The 19,378-nt window shown below is 66.6% G+C and carries 22 protein-coding genes; 5 read left to right on the top strand and 17 right to left on the bottom strand.

The genetic code is table 11. The features are described 5' to 3' along the window. Positions 1 to 27 precede the first annotated feature (27 nt). A complete protein-coding gene (locus ACKY0W_RS13920) occupies positions 28 to 1,182 on the bottom strand; it encodes an acyl-CoA dehydrogenase (protein ID WP_409434538.1) in 1,155 nt (384 codons plus the stop codon). Beyond that, positions 1,179 to 2,123, bottom strand: coding sequence for an SDR family NAD(P)-dependent oxidoreductase (locus tag ACKY0W_RS13925; protein WP_409434539.1), 945 nt, complete (start codon positions 2,121 to 2,123; stop codon positions 1,179 to 1,181). The genes ACKY0W_RS13920 and ACKY0W_RS13925 overlap by 4 nt, the downstream gene beginning before the upstream one ends. A 98-nt stretch (positions 2,124 to 2,221) precedes the next feature. On the opposite strand from ACKY0W_RS13925, the gene ACKY0W_RS13930 reads away from it, so the two are divergent. Next, complete coding sequence (locus ACKY0W_RS13930; RefSeq protein ID WP_409434540.1) at positions 2,222 to 3,229, top strand: AraC family transcriptional regulator ligand-binding domain-containing protein; 1,008 nt, start codon at positions 2,222 to 2,224, stop codon at positions 3,227 to 3,229. Positions 3,230 to 3,247: 18 nt separating this feature from the next. Here ACKY0W_RS13930 and ACKY0W_RS13935 read toward each other — a convergent pair whose 3' ends face one another. The 4 genes from ACKY0W_RS13935 to rplS all read right to left on the bottom strand — a co-directional run bounded on the left by ACKY0W_RS13935 (position 3,248) and on the right by rplS (position 5,500). Continuing rightward, positions 3,248 to 3,553 (bottom strand): DUF2469 domain-containing protein, encoded by a 306-nt coding sequence (locus ACKY0W_RS13935; RefSeq protein ID WP_012393608.1) that lies wholly within the window; start codon positions 3,551 to 3,553, stop codon positions 3,248 to 3,250. Continuing rightward, entirely contained in the window at positions 3,550 to 4,272 is a 723-nt protein-coding gene (locus tag ACKY0W_RS13940) for a ribonuclease HII (RefSeq protein WP_409434541.1), read from the bottom strand. The genes ACKY0W_RS13935 and ACKY0W_RS13940 overlap by 4 nt, the downstream gene beginning before the upstream one ends. Positions 4,273 to 4,275: 3 nt before the next feature. After that, complete coding sequence (lepB, locus tag ACKY0W_RS13945; RefSeq protein ID WP_409434542.1) at positions 4,276 to 5,091, bottom strand: signal peptidase I; 816 nt, start codon at positions 5,089 to 5,091, stop codon at positions 4,276 to 4,278. A gap of 67 nt (positions 5,092 to 5,158) precedes the next feature. Beyond that, on the bottom strand, positions 5,159 to 5,500 hold the full coding sequence (gene rplS, locus ACKY0W_RS13950; RefSeq protein WP_024443224.1) for a 50S ribosomal protein L19: 342 nt from the start codon (positions 5,498 to 5,500) through the stop codon (positions 5,159 to 5,161). A 396-nt stretch (positions 5,501 to 5,896) separates the two neighbouring features. Between rplS and ACKY0W_RS13955 the strand changes: the two genes are divergently transcribed. After that, positions 5,897 to 6,793, top strand: a complete 897-nt coding sequence (locus ACKY0W_RS13955; RefSeq protein ID WP_409437785.1) for a hypothetical protein — start codon at positions 5,897 to 5,899, stop codon at positions 6,791 to 6,793. 47 nt (positions 6,794 to 6,840) lie between these two features. On the opposite strand, the gene trmD is transcribed toward ACKY0W_RS13955, so the two are convergent. From trmD to ACKY0W_RS13980, 5 genes are all read right to left on the bottom strand, one after another. Next, a complete protein-coding gene (trmD, locus tag ACKY0W_RS13960; RefSeq protein WP_409434543.1) occupies positions 6,841 to 7,530 on the bottom strand; it encodes a tRNA (guanosine(37)-N1)-methyltransferase TrmD in 690 nt (229 codons plus the stop codon). A gap of 8 nt (positions 7,531 to 7,538) precedes the next feature. Further along, entirely contained in the window at positions 7,539 to 8,060 is a 522-nt protein-coding gene (gene rimM / locus ACKY0W_RS13965; protein ID WP_409434544.1) for a ribosome maturation factor RimM, read from the bottom strand. Between the two features lie 11 nt (positions 8,061 to 8,071). After that, on the bottom strand, positions 8,072 to 8,314 hold the full coding sequence (locus ACKY0W_RS13970; RefSeq protein WP_409434545.1) for an RNA-binding protein: 243 nt from the start codon (positions 8,312 to 8,314) through the stop codon (positions 8,072 to 8,074). A gap of 8 nt (positions 8,315 to 8,322) precedes the next feature. Beyond that, complete coding sequence (gene rpsP / locus ACKY0W_RS13975; protein WP_406757339.1) at positions 8,323 to 8,808, bottom strand: 30S ribosomal protein S16; 486 nt, start codon at positions 8,806 to 8,808, stop codon at positions 8,323 to 8,325. A 157-nt stretch (positions 8,809 to 8,965) separates the two neighbouring features. Next, positions 8,966 to 9,385, bottom strand: coding sequence for a nuclear transport factor 2 family protein (locus tag ACKY0W_RS13980; protein ID WP_409434546.1), 420 nt, complete (start codon positions 9,383 to 9,385; stop codon positions 8,966 to 8,968). 37 nt (positions 9,386 to 9,422) lie between these two features. On the opposite strand from ACKY0W_RS13980, the gene ACKY0W_RS13985 reads away from it, so the two are divergent. After that, entirely contained in the window at positions 9,423 to 10,292 is an 870-nt protein-coding gene (locus ACKY0W_RS13985) for a D-alanyl-D-alanine carboxypeptidase family protein (protein ID WP_409434547.1), read from the top strand. Between the two features lie 19 nt (positions 10,293 to 10,311). Here ACKY0W_RS13985 and ACKY0W_RS13990 read toward each other — a convergent pair whose 3' ends face one another. From ACKY0W_RS13990 to ffh, 3 genes are read right to left on the bottom strand one after another with little or no spacing between them, the layout of a single operon-like run. After that, positions 10,312 to 10,764 carry an SRPBCC family protein gene (locus ACKY0W_RS13990; protein ID WP_409434548.1) on the bottom strand — a complete coding sequence of 151 codons (453 nt, stop codon included), beginning with the start codon at positions 10,762 to 10,764 and terminating at the stop codon, positions 10,312 to 10,314. Between the two features lie 50 nt (positions 10,765 to 10,814). After that, on the bottom strand, positions 10,815 to 11,879 hold the full coding sequence (locus ACKY0W_RS13995; protein WP_409434549.1) for an amidohydrolase family protein: 1,065 nt from the start codon (positions 11,877 to 11,879) through the stop codon (positions 10,815 to 10,817). Between the two features lies 1 nt (position 11,880). Next, positions 11,881 to 13,440, bottom strand: a complete 1,560-nt coding sequence (gene ffh, locus ACKY0W_RS14000) for a signal recognition particle protein (protein ID WP_409434550.1) — start codon at positions 13,438 to 13,440, stop codon at positions 11,881 to 11,883. A gap of 339 nt (positions 13,441 to 13,779) precedes the next feature. On the opposite strand from ffh, the gene ACKY0W_RS14005 reads away from it, so the two are divergent. Further along, entirely contained in the window at positions 13,780 to 14,610 is an 831-nt protein-coding gene (locus tag ACKY0W_RS14005; protein WP_409434551.1) for a PE family protein, read from the top strand. 35 nt (positions 14,611 to 14,645) lie between these two features. Beyond that, positions 14,646 to 15,827, top strand: coding sequence for a PPE family protein (locus ACKY0W_RS14010; protein ID WP_409434552.1), 1,182 nt, complete (start codon positions 14,646 to 14,648; stop codon positions 15,825 to 15,827). A gap of 779 nt (positions 15,828 to 16,606) precedes the next feature. Here the strand turns inward: ACKY0W_RS14010 and ACKY0W_RS14015 are convergent. From ACKY0W_RS14015 to ACKY0W_RS14025, 3 genes are all read right to left on the bottom strand, one after another. Then, positions 16,607 to 17,434, bottom strand: a complete 828-nt coding sequence (locus ACKY0W_RS14015; protein WP_409434553.1) for a nucleotidyltransferase domain-containing protein — start codon at positions 17,432 to 17,434, stop codon at positions 16,607 to 16,609. A 166-nt stretch (positions 17,435 to 17,600) separates the two neighbouring features. Next, positions 17,601 to 17,939, bottom strand: coding sequence for a P-II family nitrogen regulator (locus ACKY0W_RS14020; protein ID WP_406757346.1), 339 nt, complete (start codon positions 17,937 to 17,939; stop codon positions 17,601 to 17,603). Continuing rightward, on the bottom strand, positions 17,845 to 19,320 hold the full coding sequence (locus ACKY0W_RS14025) for an ammonium transporter (protein WP_409434554.1): 1,476 nt from the start codon (positions 19,318 to 19,320) through the stop codon (positions 17,845 to 17,847). Before ACKY0W_RS14025 ends, ACKY0W_RS14020 begins: the two co-directional genes overlap by 95 nt. Positions 19,321 to 19,378: the final 58 nt, after the last annotated feature.

Here is a 19,378-nt window from a genome sequence, read left to right on the forward strand (position 1 = left end):
CTTGTGCCCCCTGTGTCCGCCGCGGTGTCAGCGCAGTAGGTGTCGGCTCATGACGACGCGCTGGATCTGGTTGGTGCCCTCATAGATCTGGGTGATCTTGGCATCGCGCATCATCCGCTCCACCGGGAAATCCGTGGTGTAACCCGCCCCACCGAACAACTGCACCGCATCGGTGGTGACCTCCATCGCCACATCCGAGGCGAAACACTTCGATGCCGCCGAGATGAAACCCAACCCCGTCTCACCGCGCTCGGCCCGCGCCGCCGCCGAATACACCATCAACCGAGCAGCCTCGAGCTTCATCGCCATATCGGCCAACATGAACTGCACACCCTGAAACGTGCTGATGTTCTTGCCGAACTGCTTACGGTCCTTGGTGTATTCGATCGCCGCGTCCAAAGCGCCCTGCGCGATGCCGACCGCCTGCGCACCGATCGTCGGGCGGGTGTGGTCCAACGTCCGCAGCGCGGTCTTGAAACCCGTCCCGGGCTCACCGATGATCCGGTCGCCGGGAATACGGCAGTTCTCGAAATACAGCTCGGTCGTGGGCGACCCCTTGATGCCGAGCTTGTGCTCCTTGGGCCCGATGGTGAAGCCCTCGTCGTCGATGTGGACCATGAACGCCGAGATCCCATTGGCGTCCAAGTCGGGGTCCGTTACCGCCATCACCGTGTACCAACTGGACTTGCCACCATTGGTGATCCAGCACTTAGAACCGTTGAGGATCCAGTCATCCCCATCAGCCTTGGCGCGCGTCCGCATCGCCGCGGCATCACTGCCCGCCTCACGCTCACTCAAGGCATAGGAGGCCATCACCTCACCAGACGCCAAACCCGGCAACACCTGCGCCTTGAGCTCATCAGAACCCGACAAGATCAAACCCATCGTGCCCAGCTTGTTCACCGCCGGAATCAACGACGACGACGCACACACCCGGGCGACCTCTTCGATCACAATGCACGCCGCCACCGAATCCGCACCCTGCCCGCCGTACTCCTCGGGCACATGCACAGCGTTGAAACCCGACGCATTCAGCGCGGTCAGGGCCTCTTCGGGGAATCGGGCCTGCTCGTCGACATCCTTGGCGTACGGAGCGATCTCCTTCTCCGCCAACGCCCGAATCGCCGCCCGCAACTCATCATGCTCCTCGGGCAACTTGAACAGATCAAACGAGGGATTCATCGGGCGCTCCCCGGCTTCGTCCACGGAAAGAATCGCCCCGCCGCGGCGGCGGTGAGCCGCTGATACCCCGGTCCGACTACCCGCACGAGAACGTCGAGGGCGTGTGCCTCCCAGCCGATCAACACCCGGGAGCGGCCCGCGCGGACGCCGTCGAGGATGGTCTGCGCGGCCATCTCCGGGGAATGGCGCAGCAGGTATCGGTCGTAGAACTCGGCCAGCGTCTGGGCGTCTTCGCCGTCGCAGACGGTCGCGTTGCGGGCCACCCCGGTCTTGATGCCTCCTGGGTGCACGCACGTCACCTTGACCGGATGACCGCTGATCAACATTTCTTGCCGCAGCGCCTCGGTGAAGCCACGCACAGCGAACTTGGCCGCGTTGTAGGCACTTTGACCCGGCACGGCGATCAGCCCGAACAGGCTGGAGACGTTGATGATGTGCCCGTCTCCGGACGCGATGAGGTACGGCAGAAAGGCTTTGGTGCCGTTCACGACACCCCAGAAGTCAACATCGATGACTCGCTCGATGTCCTTGAACGACGCCTTCTCGACGTCACCGTTGTAGGCGATTCCGGCGTTGTTGTAGACCTGGTGCACCTGACCGAAGTGACCGGCTACGTCGTCGGCGTAGGCCAATACCTTTGCGCGTTCAGCCACATTGAGCTGGTCGGCCTTCACCTGCGCCCCCAGCGCCTGCACCTCGCGCACGGTGTCGGCCAGCCCGCCGGTGTCGATATCGGACAGCGCGAGCTTCGCGCCCTGGGCGGCGAGGTTGAGCGCCAACGCTTTACCTATCCCCGATCCGGCACCGGTGATGACGACGACCTTGCCGTCGAATCGGGTCGTGGGATCAACCGGCCGGCGTCCGCGTAGTGCGCCCAGGGCGATGACGATCCCGGACGAGCCCAGTCCTAGGGCCCAACGGGGTAAGCGTTGCGAAATCATGCCCCGATCTTGTCCATCGCCGGGGCGTTTGGTCTTGACATTTTCCGACGTTTTTTTATCATTTTCCGACAACCGGGTTGGCGGAGGTGGTTAGCGAGGTGTCATCGGGCAGTTTCATCCGCGCGCCGGCCGCGTCGGGTTACGCCGAGTTGGTCCGCGAACTCGGCGGTGACCCGGCGGCGTTCCTGGCGCGCTTCCATATCCCGGTAGAGGTGGAACAGCTGGAGGACGCGTTCGTTCCGGTCGACGCGTTCGCGCGGTTGCTGGAGACCACCGCCGATGAACTTCGGTGTCCGGAGTTCGGGCTTCGCCTTGCCCACCGGCAAGGGCTGCATATCCTCGGGCCGATCGCGGTGATCGCGCGCAACGCCCAGACAGTGCTCAGTGGTCTGGGCGCGATCTCGCGGTTTCTGTACATCCACTCCCCCGCTTTGGAACTGACCGATAGGCGAACGCAGCGGGGCATCGCGTTCCGATACGAGGTGACCGAGCGCGGAATCCCCTATCCCCTGCAGTCCTACGAGCTGAGCATGGGCATCGCCGCGCGCATCCTGCAATTGCTCGGCGGCCCAGGTGCGCGGCCCGACTCCGTCTCGTTCTCCCACCGACAACAGGCCTCCGACAGCGCCTACCGTGAGGCCCTGGGTTGCCCGGTGCGCTTCGAGCAGAGCTGGTGCGGGTTCGAGCTGCCCACGCATCTGGCGGAACGCCGGATCGAGAACGCCGATCCCCACACCAGCCGCATTGCCACCCAGTACCTGGAGTCGACCTACCTGCCGAGGACGTCGCCACTGGCGGCACGGGTGGCAGAGTTGGCGCGCCGACTGTTGCCCACCGGGCAATGCAGCATGGACGTGATAGCCGCCGAACTGGCCCTACATCCCCGGACGCTGCAAAGACGATTGGCGATCGAAGGTGCCAGCGGCCGAGACATCATCGACGAGCAGCGCCGCTGCCAGGCGATGCGGTACTTCGCCGAGCCCGGGTTACCAGTGCGGCAGATCGTCGTCCTGCTCGGCTACACGGAGCAAAGTGCGCTGAACCGATCCTGTCGACGGTGGTTTTCGAAGACGCCGCGCCAGTGTCAGGACAGTGGGTGCACTTAGGCGCCGCGCCGGCCGGCGCTACTCCGGAAGCCGCAGCTCGGGCTTCTCGACCTCTTCGATGTTGACGTCTTTGAAGGTGACCACCCGCACCTGCTTGACGAACCTGGCCGGGCGGTACATGTCCCACACCCAGGCGTCGGCCAACCGAAGCTCGAAATAGACCTCGCCGTCGGCGTTGCGCGGCACCATCTCCACGCTGTTGGCCAGGTAGAAGCGCCGTTCGGTCTCCACGACGTAACTGAACTGACCCACGATGTCCTTGTATTCGCGGTACAGCGAGAGTTCCATCTCGGTTTCATACTTCTCGAGATCTTCGGCACTCATCTGCTCAGCCGTCCTTCTGCTCGGTTCGTCGACCCCATTGTCCCCGCAACCGGGGCGGCCGCGGCAGCCATAGCCACGTTGCGCACGTTGATGAACGAGAAGCGATGCTGGCTGCACGGTCCCAACGCGGTCAGTGCCGCGGTGTGCGCCGCGGTGGAATAACCCTTGTGCACCGCGAAGCCGTAGCCAGGGTGGTCGTCGTCCAGGGTCGCCATGTAGCGGTCCCGGCTGACCTTGGCCAGCACGCTCGCCGCGGCGATACACGCTGCCGCCCCGTCGCCGCCGATCACCGGAAGCGAGGGCATCGGCAGCCCGGGCACCCGGAACCCGTCGGACAGCACATAGCCCGGGCGCATCGCCAGACCCGCCACCGCCCGCCGCATGCCCTCGATGTTGGCTACGTGCACCCCGCGCGCGTCAACCTCGGCCGGCTCGATGAACACCACGTGGTAGGCCAGCGCATACCGTCGGATCAGCGGGAACAGCTGCTCGCGGGTCTTCTCGGTGAGCTTCTTGGAGTCGTCGAGCGCGGCCAGTGCAGCCGGCTTGCCCGGCCCCAGTACACAGGCAGCCACCACCAATGGCCCAGCACAGGCGCCGCGACCGACCTCATCCACGCCGGCGACCGGACCAAGCCCACCGCGGTACAGCGCCGACTCCAAGGTGCGCAACCCCGGTGAGCGACGGATCACCGTGCGCGGCGGCCAGCCCGGGGCCATCGCCTAAGGCCCCTGCTGCGGGTTTGTCGCTTTCACCGGTCCCCAGCGCGACGGCGGCCAGGCAATGAACCTGGTCTTGCCGATCACGTTGGCCACCGGCACGGTGCCGGCGTCCAGATCTTCTCCGGTGCACAGGATCCGGCGCTGCATGTCGGGCTGGACCTGCACCGAGTCGCAGTGTGCCCGCGAGTCCGACGAATGGGTGCGGTTGTCGCCCATCACCCACAGCCGCCCTTGGGGCACGGTCACCGGACCGAACTCGTTGCCGAGGCAGGGGTAGACCATCGGGTCGACCATGAGGGTGGCCGGGTTCAGGTAGGGCTCGTGGAGCGCCCTGCCGTCGACGGTCAGGCCGGTGTCATTTCGGCACTGAACCGTCTGACCGCCAACCGCGATAACTCGCTTGACCAGGTCATTCTCATCGGGTGGGACGAAGCCGATGAACGACAGGGCGTTTTGCACCCAGCGCACCGGCGTGTTGGTCGACCGGATCGACTTGTAGCCCACGTTCCACGAGGGGGGTCCACGGAAGACGACGACGTCACCGGGCTGCGGTGCGCCGAACCGGTAGGTGACCTTGTCCACCATGATCCGGTCGCCGACGCAGCCGTGGCAGCCGTGCAGCGTCGGCTCCATCGACTCCGAGGGAATGAGGTACGGACGTGCCACGAAGGTCAGCACCAGGTAGTACAGCACCAGAGCGATCGCGATCAGCACGACCGACTCACGGAAGGTGTTGTGCTTGCCGTCCTCGGGCGCCTCGGCAGCCTCAGCCGCCTCGGGGGAACTTTCGGGTGATGAGCCCGTGGTTTCGGTCACGAGATCAGGGTAATGACCGCGTCAGCGGTGCCGGGGACCGACCGAAGAAAGCCCAGCGCGGGCAAGATCAGCGCTTTTCCTTGATCTTGGCCTTCTTGCCGCGCAGCTCACGCAGGTAGTACAGCTTGGCGCGCCGAACGTCACCGCGGACCACGACATCGATGTGGTCGACGTTGGGCGAGTGCACCGGGAAGGTCCGCTCCACGCCGACGCCGTAGCTCTCCTTGCGGACGGTGAACGTCTCGCGAACACCGCCACCCTGCCGACGGATGACCACACCCTTGAACACCTGGATGCGCTCCTTGGAGCCCTCGATCACCTTCACGTGCACGTTGACCGTGTCGCCGGGGGCGAAGGCCGGGATGTCGTCGCGCAGCGACGCCTTGTCGACGATGTCCAGCGTGTTCATTGCGGAAACACTTCCTCGCGGGTCGCGGCTGCGGACCGGCCGACACGCGTTGTGAGCATGCAGACGGTTACCGAGCCGATGGGTTCGGGCATGTTGTCGCGCTGTGCGGTGACCGGGACGCCAGGACTCCGCTGCAGCATCAACCGCAGGCGACAACTGCTCAATTGTGCCAGACGCAGCGCAGCCAGCGAAATCGCGCAAATCGCCGCTGGTCGTTCCACACCGAACCCCGCCGCCGTGATAACTCTGGAAGTGACCGAACTGCGCGATCCTCATGCCCACGCGGTAACCTATCCGGCGGGCCGATGGCAGCAGTGTGGCGAGCCCGTAACCCATAGTTCGGTGCGATTACGCGACTGACACCTGTTGAGGAGGCCACCCGCCGTGCGGCCATCGATGCTTCTGCTGACCATCGTCATGGTGATTTCCACGGTGGTGTTCGGTTGCGACGAGAAGGTCTACGGCGCCGACGCCGTACGGCCGACGCCGTACCGCGCCCCCGAGGTGGCGCCGGTGGCCACGGCGATCGAGGTTCCCCGGGCGCCTGCCATCCAGCCGGCCGCGGTGGTCGACGGCCTCTCGGCGCGCATGCAAGAAGCCACCGACGACGCCGCCAAAGTCGGGGCCAACATCTCGGTGGCGGTGCTGGACCGGATCTCGCACCAATTGATCACCAACGGCAACACCCGACCGATCGCCACCGCGTCGGTCGTCAAGCTGTTCATCGCCGACGACCTGCTGCTCCGCAAACCCGAAGGCGGCCTGTCGGCCGACGACCGGGCTGCTCTCGACTCCATGCTGCGTGCGTCCGACGACGGGGCAGCCGAGACGTTCTGGAACCAGAACGGCGGCAACGCGATCATCACCCGGGTGGCCGGCCGCTATGGCCTGGCCGGCACCTCGCCGCCGTCGAACGGTGCCTGGTGGAACACCATCAGTACCGCACCGGACCTGGCGCGTTACTACGACATGCTGCTCAACGGCTCCGGCGGTCTGCCACCGGCCCAGGCCAGCATCATCATGAACAACCTCGCGCAGTCCACCCCGAGCGGCCTCGACGGCTACCCGCAGCGATTCGGGATCCCGGAGGGCTTGTACGACGAGCCCGTGGCGGTGAAGCAGGGCTGGATGTGCTGCATCGGCAACAACTGGATGCACCTGTCGACCGGTGTGGTCGGAGCGGATCGTCGCTACATCGTGGTGATCGAGTCGCTGCAGCCCAGCGACGACGCCACCGCGCGCACCACCATCACCGAGGCCGTCAAGACCATCTTCCCGGGCGGTCGGATCTAGGCGATCGCACGCGCGGCGAAGCCGGGCGAAGCGGATCACCGTCTGGCTTAGTCGTCCAGCAGGTCCGGACGGCGCGCGCGGGTCCGCTCCAGGGCCGCCTCGTGGCGCCAGGCGTTGATCCGGGCGTGGTCACCGGAGAGCAGTACATTGGGCACGTCCAGGCCGCGCCAGCTCGGCGGGCGGGTGTAGCTCGGCCCCTCCAGCAGCCCGTCACGGTCCGGGGAATGCGAATCGTCACGTTGCGACGCCGGATTGCCGAGCACGCCTGGCATGAGCCGCAGCACCGCCTCCAGCATCACCAACACGGCGGGCTCGCCGCCGGCCAGCACATAGTCACCGATCGACACTTCTTCGACCCTCATCCGCCGAGCGGCGTCGTCGGCGACCCGCTGGTCGATGCCTTCATAGCGGCCGCAGGCGAACACCAGATGCTCTTCTAAGCTCCAGCGCTGCGCGGTGGCCTGGTCGAACAGTGTGCCCGCCGGAGTGGGGACGACGAGAACAGTCTGCTCCGAACAGATTTCGTCCAGCGCTTCACCCCAGACCGGAGCCTTCATCACCATTCCGGGGCCGCCGCCGTAAGGCGAGTCGTCCACCGAGCGGTGCACATCGTGAGTCCAGCGCCGCAGGTCATGGACCTGCAACTCGACCATCCCGGAGTCGATCGCCTTGCCGGGCAGCGATTGACGGATCGGGGCCAGATAGTCGGGGAAGATCGTGACGACATCGATTCTCATGCCGCGCTTTATCCGTCCAGCTCCAGCAACCCGTCGGGCGGTTCGATCACCACGGCGTTGTCGGCTAGCGACACCGACGGCACGAAGGCGGCGATGAACGGCACCAACAGTTCCCGGCCATCGGTCCGCTTGATCGCGAGCAGCTCCCCGGCGGCGGTGTGCAGCACCTCGGTCACGGTGCCGATCTCCTCCCCCGCCACCGTGCGCACCTGTAGACCCTCGAGTTGGTGGTCGTAGTAGGTGTCCGGTTCGGTGATCGGCGGAAGGTCGGCGGAGTCGACGACGAAAATGCTGCCGCGCAACGCGTCAGCACCGTCGCGGTCGCCGACCCCGGCCAACCGCACCAACAGGCGCGCACCGTGCGGGCGTGCCGCCTCGACGACGTAGTCGCGTTGCGGCGAACCGGATTTACGGGCGTGCAGTGTGGCACCCGGCGCGAACCGGAGTTCGGGATCGTCGGTACGGACATCGACGACGAGTTCGCCGCGGATGCCGTGTGCTTTGACTACACGCCCGACCGTCAGCTCCATGAGCCAGCCGGCTACCGGTCGGTGTCCACCACGTCCACGCGGATGCCGCGTCCACCGATACCGGCGACGAGGGTGCGCAACGCAGTGGCGGTGCGACCGCCGCGACCGATTACCTTGCCCAGGTCGTCGGGGTGCACGTGCACCTCGACGGTGCGGCCACGGCGGTTGGTCACCATGTCGACTCGTACGTCCTCGGGGTTGTCGACGATGCCGCGCACCAAGTGCTCGACAGCATCTGCCACCACGGCACTCATGTCCGCGGTCAGCTCTCGCTGGCCGACTCGGCGGCCTCAGCAGCCGGCGCCTCGGCTGCGGCGTCCCCGGCGGAAGCCTCGGCCTTCTCGTCGGCCTTCTTGGCCGGTGCCTTCTTCTTCTTGGCGGTGGTGGCCTCGGTGGTCGGACCGCCCTCGGCCTCGGCCAGCGCGGCGTTGAACAGCTCCAGCTTGCTCGGCTTGGCCGGCTTGACCTTGAGACGACCCTCGGCACCCGGCAGGCCCTTGAACTTCTGCCAGTCACCGGTGATCTTCAGCAGCTTGAGCACCGGCTCGGTGGGCTGAGCACCGACCGACAGCCAGTATTGGGCGCGCTCCGAGTCGATCTCGATCAGGCTCGGCTCTTCCTTCGGGTGGTAGCGACCGATGACCTCGATGGCGCGACCGTCCCGGCGGGAACGGGCGTCGGCGACCGCGATGCGGTACTGCGGATTGCGGATCTTGCCGAGACGGGTGAGCTTGATCTTGACAGCCATGAATTACTCCTGAGGTAGCACGCTGCAATTCAGCGACGGGGGCGGGTTTGCTCCCATCCGGTTTTGCCTCGCGTGTTGCGCCACGACCGCGCAGCCGTAGTCGCGCGGCGGACAGCCGCCTATTGTGCCAGAACCGAGCCGGTCAGCTGAAATCGCGTCAGGGCAGCTTCTCGAAGCACTTGATCTCGCAGCGCCGGCTCATCCGCCAGCCCTGCGCGGTGCGGATGAACTCGTCGTCGTACCACAGGCCCAACAACATGGTGGCGGGCTTTTCCCCGCCGAACACCATCGGGTTGAAGCAGAAGGTGCGCGCGGTGGCACTGTCGCCGTCCACCCGGATCGCCGGCAGTCCCAGCATGTGGGCGTAACCCGCGAAATTGGGCAGTACCTCGGCCAGCCAAGCCTTCACCTCCGGGAAGCGCCCGTCGATACCGCCCATCGCGCGGTAGTCGATGTAGGCGTCGGAGGTGAACACCGCGTCCAGACCGTCGAAGTTGCGAGTGTCGATCGCGGTCGAGTAATCGACCAGCAGCTGCTGGATCTCCCAACGGTCCGAAATTTCTTGTTGGCTCAGCATTCCTCGATTCAACACCACGGCGGTAAGGTAGGCCGCCATGCGGAAAATCTTGGCCGCAATCGCGGCCCTTGCGACCGTGTTCGCCTCGCCCGCCGTGACTGTCAACGCCGATGCCGCCCAGCCCATCGGCTCGGCACCCGTGCCGCTCGGCCCGGCTCCGAACTGGCTCATCGCCGACCTGGATTCCGGTCAGGTACTCGCCGAGCAGAACGGCTACGCCGTGACTCCGCCGGCCAGCACCATCAAGGTTCTGCTGGCTTTGGTGGTGCTCGACGAATTGAATCTCGACGACACCATGGTCGCCACGCCGGCCGACACTCATGTGGAGTGCAACTGTGTCGGAGTCAAGGCCGATCACAGCTACACCGCGCGACAACTGCTCGAAGGTCTGCTGCTGGTGTCGGGCAACGACGCCGCCAACGCGCTGGCGGACATGCTCGGCGGGCCCGAGGCGGCGGTGGCGAAGATGAACGCCAAGGCCGGCGCGGTCGGCGCGACCGACACCCACGCCAGCACACCGTCCGGCCTGGACGGCCCCGGCGGCCCGGGCGCGAGCACCCCGCACGACCTGGCGGCCATCTTCCGGGCGGCGATGGCCAACCCGGTCTTCGCCGAGATCACCGCGCAGCCGGCGGCGACGTTCCCCACCGATTCCGGGGACCGTCCGATCGTGAACATGAACGAGCTGCTGGCCCGGTACCCGGGGGCGTTCGGCGGCAAGACCGGCTTCACCGACGCTGCCCGCAAGACCTATGTCGGCGGTGCCGCCCGCGACGGCCGGCGGCTGGTGGTCGCAATGATGTACGGGCTCATCCATGAGGGCGGGCCGACCTACTGGGACCAGGCAGCCGCCCTCTTAGACTGGGGGTTCGCGCAGGGCCCGATGTCGAGCGTCGGCAACCTGTAGGCAGGGCCCGGGTCTGGTTTCACGGTGTCGTCGAGGCGCCCTCCGCCTCTGTCGCCAGCGCTGCCGCCAGTCGGGCGATCAACGTTCGCAGCGCGAACCGTAGCGGGTGACCGAACCCAGGGACCGGTGACTCGAAGGTCGCAGTCCAGGTGATGAGACTTCCGTGGGGGCGCTTATCGATACGGATGTCACCGCGGTAATCCTTGACGGGCCAGAATCCCGGCAGCGTGGTGGTGTACGCATGACGGTGCGGCCGACTTCCCCCGGTGATCTCATCGCGCACAAGCGAGCCACGCATGCGCACGAGCCGGATGCCGGTAACCGCGGTGTCCGGCGCTCCCCGCCGTTCCCAGGAGGCGGCCGACACGGTCGGCATCCACGCCGGCCAACTCTCCACGTCCAGGAACGTGTCGTAGAGCGCGCTGGGCTCCGCACTCGAAGGTTGTTCGACGCGGAACGACATCGACGCCATGCTGCCGCAACGTAGCACCGAGCCCGGCGAATCGCGGCCAGAATGGCCCGTTACACCCGGCCCCGCAGCATCACCAGATCGGGACTCCCGAGCACCTCGGGGCCGTTGCGCGGGTCGTCGGCGAAACACACCAGGTCGGCCGGGGATCCATGCTCCAGCCCGGGTGCCCCCAACCAGCGACGGGCATCCCAGCAGGCCGCGCCCAGTGCCTCGGTCCGGCTCAGGCCCACCCCGGACAGGGCATCGACCTCGTCGGCGATCCGGCCGTGGGCCACCATGCCACCCGCGTCGGTGCCGGCGTAGATCGGTACGCCGGCTTCCCGAGCCGCACCGATCCGTGATCGACAGGAAGCGTGCAAGGCGCGCATGTGCGCCGCGTACGTCGGGTACTTGGCCGCCGAATCGGCGATACCGGGGAAATTGTCGATGTTGATCAGCGTCGGCACCAGTGCGGTGCCCTGGTCCAACATCAGCGCGATGATGTCGTCGGTGATACCGGTGCCGTGCTCGATGCAGTCGATGCCGGCGTGGATCAACCCGGGCAGTGCCTCTTCGCCGAAGACGTGTGCGGTGACCCGGGCGCCATGGGCGTGCGCGGCGTCGATAGCGGACTTCAGCACGTCGTCGGACCACAGCGGCGCTAGGTCACCGACACCCCGATCGATCCAGTCCCCTACCAACTTCACCCAGCCGTCACCGCGAACCGCTTGAGCCGCAACTATTTCCGGTAGCTCAGACTCGTCATCGACGTTGACCGGCAGCCCGGGGATGTAGCGCTTGGTCCGGGCCAGGTGCTGCCCGGCGCGAATGATGCGCGGCAGGTCGGCACGGTCGTCGAACTCGCGGGTGTCGACCGGTGAGCCCGCGTCTCGGATCAGCAGCACCCCGGCACGGCGTTCGGTCTCGGCCTGGCGCACCGCCTCGTCGACGTCGACCGGACCGCCGGGCCCGATCCCGACATGGCAGTGCGCATCGACCAGACCCGGGATGACCCAGCCGTCGGAGAAGACGGTTTCGGCGCCGGCGACCGGTTCGAGACTGATCGCGCCGTCGACGATCCAATACTCGACGGGCTGTTCGTCGGGCAGCCTGCGGCCAGAGACGTGGAGCGCCAAATTACTTCTGGCCCGGGAAGTTCAGCTTGGACAGGTCGAAGTCGGCCAGCCCGGGGGGCAGCTCATTGAGGCCTTCGGGCATCTGGGACAGGTCGGGGAAACCGGCGGGCATCCCCGGGCCACCGGGACCGAACAGGCCCCGCACCTTCGGCGGGGTCGGCCCGCGATTCTTGCCCTTCTTTCCCGCCTTGCCCTTTGCCTTGCGGTTCGAGCTCTTGCGGCCCATCCCGGGTAGGCCCAGGCCGCCCATCATCGACGACATCATCTTGCGGGCCTCGAAGAACCGGTCGACGAGCTGGTTGACGTCCGAGACGCTGACACCCGAGCCGTTGGCGATGCGCAGCCGCCGGGAGGCGTTGATGATCTTCGGATCAGCCCGTTCAGCCGGCGTCATGCCGCGGATGATCGCCTGCAGACGGTCCAGCTGGCTGTCGTCGACGGCGGCCAGCGCGTCTTTCATCTGGCCGGCTCCGGGCAGCATGCCCAGCAGGTTGCCGATCGGACCCATCTTGCGGATCGCCAGCATCTGCTCGAGGAAGTCCTCCAAGGTGAGCTCGCCGGAGCCGATCTTGGCTGCTGCCTCTTCGGCCTTACGGGCGTCGAAGACCTGCTCGGCCTGCTCGATCAGGCTGAGCACGTCGCCCATGCCCAGGATGCGGCTGGCCATCCGGTCGGGGTGGAAGACGTCGAAGTCCTCCAACTTCTCACCGGTCGACGCGAACAGGATCGGCGCACCGGTGACTTCCCGCACCGACAGCGCCGCACCACCGCGGGCGTCGCCGTCGAGCTTGGTGAGCACCACCCCGGTGAAGCCCACGCCCTCGCGGAACGCATCGGCGGTGGTCACCGCGTCCTGGCCGATCATGGCGTCCAGGACAAACAGCACCTCGTCGGGCTGCACCGCATCGCGGATGGCGGCGGCCTGGGCCATCATCTCCTCATCGATGCCCAGGCGCCCGGCGGTGTCGACGACGACGACGTCGAAATGCTTGGCCTTGGCTTCAGCCAGGCCGGCAGCGGCCACGGCGACCGGGTCACCCGGCGCGCCGCCGTCACCGGCGACCGAGGTGCCCGGGTGCGGAGCGAACACCGAGACCCCGGCGCGCTCCCCGACGACCTGCAGCTGGTTGACCGCGCCCGGACGTTGCAGGTCGCAGGCCACCAGCAGCGGGGTGTGGCCCTGACCGCGCAGCCAGGTGGCCAGCTTGCCGGCCAGCGTGGTCTTACCCGCACCCTGCAGGCCGGCCAGCATGATGACCGTCGGCGGGGCCTTGGCGAACGACAACTGCCGGGTCTGCCCGCCGAGGATGCCGACGAGCTCCTCGTTGACGATCTTGACGACCTGCTGAGCCGGGTTGAGCGCACCGGAGACCTCGGCGCCCTTGGCGCGGTCCTTGATCCGGCCGATGAACGCGCGCACCACCGGCAGCGACACGTCGGCTTCCAGCAGTGCCAGCCGGATCTCCCGGGCGGTGGCGTCGATATCGGCGTCGGTGAGACGGCCCTTGCTGCGCAGCCCCTGTAGGGCCCCGGTCAACCGGTCGGAGAGGGATTCAAACACGCCGCCAGCCTATATCTGCTCACGTCGCTGGCGGGCAGGCGAAGGTGACGGCCGGTGGAGCGGGACGACACCTGACCGCCACGGCAAAAGATTTCCGCGGCTCACTAATTGTAACCGCGACGTTAGATAAATTGCACAGTTAATGCGGCAATTCACGCCAATTAAAGAACCGTTTCAGACCTTTCACAGCGAATCTATTTTTGTTAAGGATCTACGCTCCACCGCAAAGAAAATGTTAACGATCTCCTCACGCTCGCCGATCTCTGCAACGCTTCACAACATCGATGACCGGCCCGTCGGACCATCACATTCTGGTCCGGCTTCCTGCGAGGAGGATGCATGTCCTTTGTGAAAACACTCCCCGAGTCAATGACGCACGCCGCGGGTCAGCTCGCAGGTATCGGCGAGGCACTGTCCGCCGAGAGCGGCGCGGTGGCGATCCCGACCACGGTGATCGCGCCGGCCGGCACCGACCCGGTCTCTGCGCTGCAGGCCGCGGTGTTCGCGACCTACGGGAGCCTCTACCAGTCGATCAGCGAGCAGGCGACGGCCGTTCACCAGCAGCTGGTGCAGGTCCTCGGGCAGAACGCCGGGGCCTATTCCACCGCCGAGGCGACCAACCAGGCGACGTCGTCGATGGACTCAGGACTCCAGTGGTTCCTGACCAACGTCCTCGGTGTGCCGACCAGCGGCAGTGGCTCGTTGCTCTCGGGCAACCTGGCCAACATCGAGAACATCGGGATGGGCAACTGGGCCTCGGCCACCTCTGCCCTGCTTGGTCTGGCCGGTGGCGGTCTCCTGGACTTCCCCGAAGAGATCGCCGCCGAGGGTGCCGCCGGCCTCATGGGGTACGAGGCGCCCATGCTGGGCGCGCCGATGGCCGGCATTGGCGCGATGCCCGTGGCAGCCGGCATGGCCCAGGCCACCACGGTCGGGGCGTTGTCCGCGCCGCCCACCTGGGCAGCCGAGAGCGCGGCGGCCACGACCGCGGCCCCCGCGCGTTTGGCAGCGGCCGCGGGAAGCATGGCCACCCCGCACTCCGTACCCACGATGGCTGCCGTGCCGGCCGCCATGGCCGCAGCCGGCGCCGGCGACCGCGGCGTCGGGAAGTTCGGCGCCCCGCGCTACGGGGTCAAGCACACCGTCATGCCCAAGCCGACCGCCGTTTAGCAACCTGCCCCACCAACGAGAAGGGGAATACAGATATGTCTTTCGATTTCGGAGCGCTACCGCCGGAGATCGTTTCCGCGTGGATGTACAGCGGAGCCGGTTCCGGCCCCCTGATGTCGGCCGCCTCGGCGTGGGGCAGCCTGGCCGCCGAGCTGGAGTCTTCGGCCATGTCAGCTCAGTTGGTGCTTTCTGAACTGGTCGGCGAAGACTGGACGGGGCCGGCCTCAGCGGCAATGACCAGCGCCGTGTCGCCATATCTCTCGTGGTTGCACACCACCTCAGCGGCCGCCCACCAGGCCAGCTCGCAGGCGATGGCCTCGGCAGGAGCATTCGAGGCTGCCCGCGCGGCGGTGGTGTCTCCAGCGATCATCGCCGCCAACCGGGCCCAGCTGGCGGCCCTGGTTGCGTCGAACTTCCTGGGGGTGAACACGCCGGCGATCCTGGCCACCGAAGCCCACTACCTGGAGATGTGGGCCCAGGACACCTTGGCCATGTTCGGCTACACCACCTCCTCGTCCAGCGCTGCCGCGCTCACCCCGATGACTCCGGCACCGCAGACCACCAGCCCCGTAGGCGCGGCAGTCGCCACTGCCGGCAGCGCCACCGGCGGGCTCCAACAGGAGTTGTCGCAATCACTGGCTTCGTTGCAGGGCGCGCTGCAGGCGGCTGCATCGCCCCTGTCAGCCACGGCGTCGATGCCGGACCTGGGGACTGCATTTGACCTGTTTCTCGGGACCCCACTGTTCGGCAATGCCATCAACGGCGGGGTGAACACCGCGGCCTGGTTCGTGTGCACCGCCATCCCGACGGCGGTATCGCTGGGCCACACCCTGGCCTTGGCCGGCCCGGCCAGCCTGGCGTCCGACGTCACCGGCGTAGATGGGCTGGCGGCGGGACTGGGCTCTGGGGTCCTGGCGGGCATGACCCAGCCGGTAGGAGCGGTGGCTGCCGCCGGAACGCCGGTGCTGGCGGGACTGGGTCAGGCATCGACCATGGGTGGGATGTCGGTACCGGCCGGCTGGTCGGCCGCGGCGGGCACTCAGGTCGCGGCGTCGACGGGCTCGGGCTGGACGGTTGCCGCAGAGGAGACCGCGCAGATGCACGCCGTCCCGGCCGGAATGGGACCGATGGGCGCGGGTGGGCGCGGCGGTTTGGGTTCCGGAGGCCCGCGTTACGGCTTCAGACCTACGGTGATGCCAAAACAGGTGCTGGTGTGAAGCCGGGTGCGCCCTCGTGGTCACTGGCGATGGCGGGAGCCCCGTCGAGCCGCGCCTCAGGAGGGCGCACCGCGTGCTTCCGCCGGTCACCGGGGCAGGTGCGGCCCCGAATACAGCCGCAGTTGAGGCCGATGATGCAGGTCTGGGGGCTGGCGGGGGCTACGCCCGGCAAGGGGGCCACACCGCTCACAGGGATGGGCGCCGCCTGCGCGATGCCGGCCACTCCGGTTCCGGTGAACCCGACAGTCAAGGCTACGCCGGTGGTGCCCAACAACGCGGCCGTCATCTTGCCGAAGTGTCTCATCGCTATCCCTATGTTTCGTCCGTGTTTCACCCCCTTCACGCAACGTACTTCGTGTTTCTGGCATCCATCTGAATCTTCCTGGCATACATCTGAGTCTTCGCAGGTCTCTGCCGGTGGCGGTCACCGCCGACGCGGGCGGCGCGCGAAAGTCCGCCCCGGGCACGCGGGCGATTTCGCGGGAAGGCGGCGGCCCCAGATTTAGGACGTCGGTATTGATAATCGCGGCGGAATATACCGGGCGCTCCCCCAAATACCTCGCCGTGCTTTCAACGCGCCAAAAATAATTCCGATCAAATGGCAGAAATGCCGGGTTTCAGCTGCCCGGAAACCGGACCGACCACGGTTCCATCTGTGCCGATGTGCCGGCTGATCATTTCCGGGGCCATTTTCCCCAACGCAGGGCCGTAATAAAGCACAGAAAACGACGCTTCCGGCCACAGTGGGTACCGACAGCAAATTGCCAACACCGCGGAGATCACACCCGCAGAGCTGGCCTCCCGCGACGCGGCGATGTGTTGGCAACGGCACTCAGTACGGCGTCGACACTCCGGCTGATCGTGCGCGCCGCATCGAAGAGCCTGGCCGCCAGCTCGTACCTGTCGCCGAGCTCCAACGCGGCACTGACCTCGTCGGTGAACTGGGGCGACAGCAGATCGTGGGCGCGCCCGCCCGCCCGGTGCAGTTCGGTACGGACGTCCAGCACCATGCGATAGGCACCGCGCAACGAACTCCCGATGCCATCCGGCCGACGCCTGGTCCAACCGCCGGAGACATGGGCCACCGTCAGCGCATCGAGCAGTTGAACGTCACGCAGGCCACCTCGGCCACATTTCAGATCGGGTTCGGCGCTACCCGCTATCTCGCCGCTGCGCTGCCACCGGGTGCGTGTCACATCGACGAGCTCGGCGTAACGGGGGCCGATGCCGTGGCGCCATTGCTGTCGGACGCCGGCGATCAGGCGTGTCGACAGCAGCTCATCGCCGGCGATATGGCGTGCGTCCAGCATGGCCAGAGCGGCGAGGATATCGGAGTCTGCGACCCGCAGCGCCTGCGGAACTGTGCGCACGCTGTGGTCGAGACGAACATGGGCGTCCCACAAGGGATACCAGAGCAGCTCCGCCGTCCGCCGCACCGAATCGGCAGGCATGCCGTCGTGCACCAGCAGCAGGTCCAAGTCCGAGTGCGGAAGCAACTCGCCGCGGCCCAGCGAACCGGTGGCAACAACCGCGAAACCACTTCCGGCCACTACCCCGATCTCGCTCGCCTTGGCAACCAGCCACGACTCATGTACCTGGCGCCACACTGTCCGCAATGCGACCGAGTCCCATTGTGTTGGCGTGGCACCCAGCAATGCCGATCGAACAGCGGCCAGGTCGGTTGCGGAGCAGCCAGGTCGACGCTGCTCAGGGCTCAAGGTTGGACCCCCGCGGTTCATGGCCGTCTACATCGGCTCGGATCGCGCTACAGACTCATACCGCGTCGGAGCCGCGTTCGCCCGTGCGCACCCGGACCACGGATTCCACCGCGCTGACCCACACCTTGCCGTCGCCGATCTTGCCGGTATGTGCCGCCCGCACGATGACGTCGACGATCTTGTCCACCGCGAAGTCGTCGACCAGCACCTCGATCCGCACCTTGGGAACGAAGTCGATCGAGTACTCAGCGCCGCGGTAGACCTCGGTGTGGCCCTTCTGCCGTCCGTATCCCTGGACATCACTGACCGTCATCCCCAGGACCCCGGCCTCTTCCAAGCCAGTCTTGATGTCCTCCAACGTAAACGGCTTCACGATCGCGGTGATCAACTTCATCTTCTCTCCTGTCTTCAGCCGAGTAAGCAAGAACAGCACTGCCGGTACTCACGAGGTCGTAACCGCTTTGGAGGTGCTCGGCTTCATCGATTCCCGACGCTTCATCCTCGGCGTCCACTCGCAGCCCGATGGTGTATTTGAGGATCAAGGCCAAGATCGCGGTTCCCACCGCCGAGTACAGCGCAACACTGGACGCGCCGATGAGTTGGCGCCACAGCTGATCGAAGCCGCCGCCGTAGAACAGGCCTGGCGACACGTCGGACGCACCGTCGATCGCCGCGGTGGTCGGCGCCGCGACCAGACCCACCAACAGGGTTCCGACAAGGCCGCCGACCAGGTGCACCCCGACGACATCCAGCGAATCATCAAAGCCGAAGCGGTATTTGAGGCCCACTGCCAGTGCGCAGGCGACCCCGGCAACCGCGCCGACAACCAACGCGCCGACAACATCCACTGACGCGCACGCCGGGGTTATCGCCACCAGCCCGGCCACGATTCCCGACGCTGCGCCCAATGAGGTGGCGTGGCCGTCGCGGATCCGCTCGGCCAGCAGCCAGCCCAGCATCGCGGCGGCTGTCGCGACCGTCGTGGTGATGAAGGTCGATCCGGCAACACCGTTGGCGCTGACCGCTGATCCGGCGTTGAATCCGTACCACCCGAACCACAACAGGCCGGCCCCCAGCATCACCAACGGCAGATTGTGCGGCCGCATCGGAAGGGCAGGCCACCCTTGGCGCTTGCCGAGGATGAGCGCCAGCACCAAGGCAGCCATGCCCGCGTTGATGTGGACCGCGGTGCCGCCGGCGAAGTCGATCGCATGGAGTTTGTTGGCGATCCAACCGCCGTGCGGGGCGGTGCTGTCGTCGAACGCGAAAACCCAGTGGGCAACCGGGAAGTACACGACGCTTACCCACAGAGCGGCGAACAACAGCCAGCTGCCGAACTTCATCCGGTCGGCCACTGCCCCAGAGATCAACGCGACCGTGATGATCGCGAACATCATCTGGAACCCCACGAAAACGGTCGCCGGCACCGTGCCGACCAGCGGAATTTCTACCGCAGGCGTACCACTGGCCGGATCGGCGGCGACCGCGTTGACCCCGATCAGGCCCTTCAATCCCCAGTAATCAGTTGGGTTTCCCGCGACGTTGCCGACATCATCGCCGAACGCGATCGAGAATCCGTAGAGCACCCAGAGCACGGTCACCACTCCCATGGCGCTGATGCTCATCATGATCATGTTCAAGACACTCTTGACCCGGACCATGCCGCCGTAGAAGAACGCCAGACCTGGCGTCATCAACAGCACCAGGGCGGCGCTGATCAGCATCCAGGCAGTGTCTCCGGTGTCGGGCACGCCCATCGTCGGGAATTGATCCATGCACCAAACCTCCTCCGCCGCGGCCGGTTGCCAGATGAACCCGGCTGGTCATAACCAT

Source organism: Mycobacterium sp. SMC-14, from assembly GCF_046250075.1.
GTDB lineage: Bacteria > Actinomycetota > Actinomycetes > Mycobacteriales > Mycobacteriaceae > Mycobacterium.

What these genes read in the sequence shown, in the direction of transcription:
- ACKY0W_RS13990 (WP_409434548.1), bottom strand. Translation starts at nt 10,764, where the DNA reads ATGGCGTCGATGTCGTTCCGCGTCGAACAACCTTCGAGTGCGGAGCCC.
- rplS (WP_024443224.1), bottom strand. Translation starts at nt 5,500, where the DNA reads ATGAACACGCTGGACATCGTCGACAAGGCGTCGCTGCGCGACGACATC.
- ACKY0W_RS14025 (WP_409434554.1), bottom strand. Translation starts at nt 19,320, where the DNA reads ATGGATCAATTCCCGACGATGGGCGTGCCCGACACCGGAGACACTGCC.
- ACKY0W_RS13985 (WP_409434547.1), top strand. Translation starts at nt 9,423, where the DNA reads ATGCGGAAAATCTTGGCCGCAATCGCGGCCCTTGCGACCGTGTTCGCC.
- ACKY0W_RS13925 (WP_409434539.1), bottom strand. Translation starts at nt 2,123, where the DNA reads ATGATTTCGCAACGCTTACCCCGTTGGGCCCTAGGACTGGGCTCGTCC.
- ACKY0W_RS13940 (WP_409434541.1), bottom strand. Translation starts at nt 4,272, where the DNA reads ATGGCCCCGGGCTGGCCGCCGCGCACGGTGATCCGTCGCTCACCGGGG.
- trmD (WP_409434543.1), bottom strand. Translation starts at nt 7,530, where the DNA reads ATGAGAATCGATGTCGTCACGATCTTCCCCGACTATCTGGCCCCGATC.
- ACKY0W_RS14010 (WP_409434552.1), top strand. Translation starts at nt 14,646, where the DNA reads ATGTCTTTCGATTTCGGAGCGCTACCGCCGGAGATCGTTTCCGCGTGG.
- ACKY0W_RS13980 (WP_409434546.1), bottom strand. Translation starts at nt 9,385, where the DNA reads ATGCTGAGCCAACAAGAAATTTCGGACCGTTGGGAGATCCAGCAGCTG.
- ACKY0W_RS13935 (WP_012393608.1), bottom strand. Translation starts at nt 3,553, where the DNA reads ATGAGTGCCGAAGATCTCGAGAAGTATGAAACCGAGATGGAACTCTCG.
- ACKY0W_RS14005 (WP_409434551.1), top strand. Translation starts at nt 13,780, where the DNA reads ATGTCCTTTGTGAAAACACTCCCCGAGTCAATGACGCACGCCGCGGGT.
- ACKY0W_RS13970 (WP_409434545.1), bottom strand. Translation starts at nt 8,314, where the DNA reads ATGAGTGCCGTGGTGGCAGATGCTGTCGAGCACTTGGTGCGCGGCATC.
- ACKY0W_RS13920 (WP_409434538.1), bottom strand. Translation starts at nt 1,182, where the DNA reads ATGAATCCCTCGTTTGATCTGTTCAAGTTGCCCGAGGAGCATGATGAG.
- ACKY0W_RS14020 (WP_406757346.1), bottom strand. Translation starts at nt 17,939, where the DNA reads ATGAAGTTGATCACCGCGATCGTGAAGCCGTTTACGTTGGAGGACATC.
- rimM (WP_409434544.1), bottom strand. Translation starts at nt 8,060, where the DNA reads ATGGAGCTGACGGTCGGGCGTGTAGTCAAAGCACACGGCATCCGCGGC.
- rpsP (WP_406757339.1), bottom strand. Translation starts at nt 8,808, where the DNA reads ATGGCTGTCAAGATCAAGCTCACCCGTCTCGGCAAGATCCGCAATCCG.
- ACKY0W_RS13955 (WP_409437785.1), top strand. Translation starts at nt 5,897, where the DNA reads ATGCTTCTGCTGACCATCGTCATGGTGATTTCCACGGTGGTGTTCGGT.